The 1711-nt window shown below is 62.1% G+C and carries 3 protein-coding genes and 1 pseudogene; 1 reads left to right on the top strand and 3 read right to left on the bottom strand.

Annotation, left to right across the window (positions count from 1 at the left end; genetic code table 11):
- Nucleotides 1–340 (top strand): barstar family protein (locus JHD07_RS39225; RefSeq protein WP_291631974.1); only part of this gene is annotated, 340 nt, incomplete at its 5' end.
- Between the two features lie 29 nt (nt 341–369).
- Here JHD07_RS39225 and JHD07_RS39220 read toward each other — a convergent pair.
- The 3 genes and pseudogenes from JHD07_RS39220 to JHD07_RS39210 form a co-directional block, all read right to left on the bottom strand.
- Nucleotides 370–1020 (bottom strand): 2-hydroxychromene-2-carboxylate isomerase, encoded by a 651-nt coding sequence (locus JHD07_RS39220; RefSeq protein WP_291631973.1) that lies wholly within the window; start codon nt 1018–1020, stop codon nt 370–372.
- On the bottom strand, nt 1017–1505 hold the full coding sequence (locus tag JHD07_RS39215) for a DUF2867 domain-containing protein (RefSeq protein WP_291631971.1): 489 nt from the start codon (nt 1503–1505) through the stop codon (nt 1017–1019). The genes JHD07_RS39220 and JHD07_RS39215 overlap by 4 nt, the downstream gene beginning before the upstream one ends.
- A pseudogene (locus JHD07_RS39210) lies at nt 1502–1711 on the bottom strand (MATE family efflux transporter); the annotation flags it as partial. The gene JHD07_RS39215 and the pseudogene JHD07_RS39210, both read right to left, overlap by 4 nt.

The raw sequence follows: 1711 nt of genomic DNA, 5'->3' as shown, positions 1-1711 counted from the left end.
CGGCCTTCGCATCATCCCAGGAGCCGAGTGGGGCCGAAATCTTGACGCGTTCAACGATATTCTAAGGGGCGGATTTGGCACGCCGGAAGAAGGGTTCGTTCTCTGCTGGCGAAATCACGAAATCTCGAAGCGAAATCTCGGATATGACGAGACTGTTCGCCAGCTCCAGCAGAGACTAAAGCGATGTCACGCTTCGAACATTGCTTCTGTTGAGAATTATCTGGCCGATGCGCTGAGGCACGAAGGACCGACGGTATTCGATTGGCTTATAGAGATCATCCAGCGCCATTGCCCCGGCGGCGCCGAAGCGGAGGATGGAGTCGAGCTCGTTCTTCTATGACGAGCTCTGCAGATTTGTGAATGGACACTCTATCGCTTCGTCAGCCCTTTGCCCTGCATCCGCCAGAGAAGCAGATCGATGCGATCCTGACCGAAGAACGGCTCGTTCTCGAATACGAAAGTCGGCACGCCCCAATGGCCTGATGCGGCGTGGTCCTTCTCGTTCTCGGCGATCACCCGCTCGTAGCGATCGGCGTCGGCGCTGATCGCCGCATCCATCGCGGCGAGGTCGAAGCCCGCCGTCTCGGCGGCGCGCGCGAGATGGTCGCCTTCGTTCCAGCCAGCCACCGAGCCGTCCCAGAGCACACGCGCGATCGCCAACGTGAACGCGAGCGAGCGTCCCTCGAGCTGCGCCATCGCACCCAGCCGCGTCAGGCGATGGATGTAGGGCTGCTCGGCTGCGACCTCGAGCGTCGTCATGTCCTGCACGATCGGATCGGGCCGCGGAAAGCGAAACGGAATGTTCTGATATTCTGCCACCCGGGTGGAATCGCGCACGACATAGCGCGCGAATTGCGGGTTGGCCTTCTTGAAGAAGCCCGGCACGCGCACCGCCAGCGGATAGACCGGCCGCAAATTGACGTCCAGGTCGTAGTCCTTGACCAGCCCGAGCGTCTTGGGCAGCGCGAGGTAGCTGTAGGGGCTGCGGAAAGAGTAAAAGAGATCGACTGTGAGCGTCACCGGCGCGGCTCCGTGATGCGGCGCATCATGCTGCGAACGACGAACTTGTGAAAGGGCATGATGAGAATGAGGTAGCTTCGGCCGAGGAGATTATGCGTCCGCACCAGCGTGGTCGAGGTGACGCGCCGGTTTGCGGCATCCCCGTCCACGTCGACCACGATGCGGAAATCGAGATGATAGTCGTCGAAGCCTGCCACCAGCCGCTCGGGCGTTTCGCCGATCACCGGGAACAGGCCGATCAAGCCGTGCGGCGCCGGAGCGCCTTCGCCCGAAGTCTTCAGCCCAAACGGCTTCACCAGAACATTGCGCAGGCGCAGCAGCGTGTCGATCCATCGCGGCCCGTCCAGCACCATTCTCGTACAGGCTTCGCGAGCACTCATCACGGTGGCTCCGAGGTCCACGCGAAAAGCATCGATGAACTGCGCGCCGCCCAGCAGCGCGTCGACTTGAACCTCGGGGGTGATTTCGCGGACTGCTGACGTCATCTGGCCAGTCTGCGCGTCAGCGTGCGGAAGCGCAAGATCAGGAGGCCGGCATAGACGAAGGTGCCGACCGAGAATCCGACCCAGACGCCGGTAGCGCCCAGTCCGGTGTGGAATGCCAGCAGCCAGGCGACGGGAAAGGCGACGCACCAATAGCCGATCACTGCGAACACCAGCGTCATCCTGGTGTCATTGAGGCCGCGCAGCGC

The organism is Bradyrhizobium sp. (genome assembly GCF_016462955.1).
Taxonomy (GTDB): Bacteria; Pseudomonadota; Alphaproteobacteria; order Rhizobiales; family Xanthobacteraceae; genus Bradyrhizobium.
The sequence above is the reverse complement of the archived record's forward strand: the minus strand, read 5'-3'. Positions and strand labels throughout refer to the sequence as shown.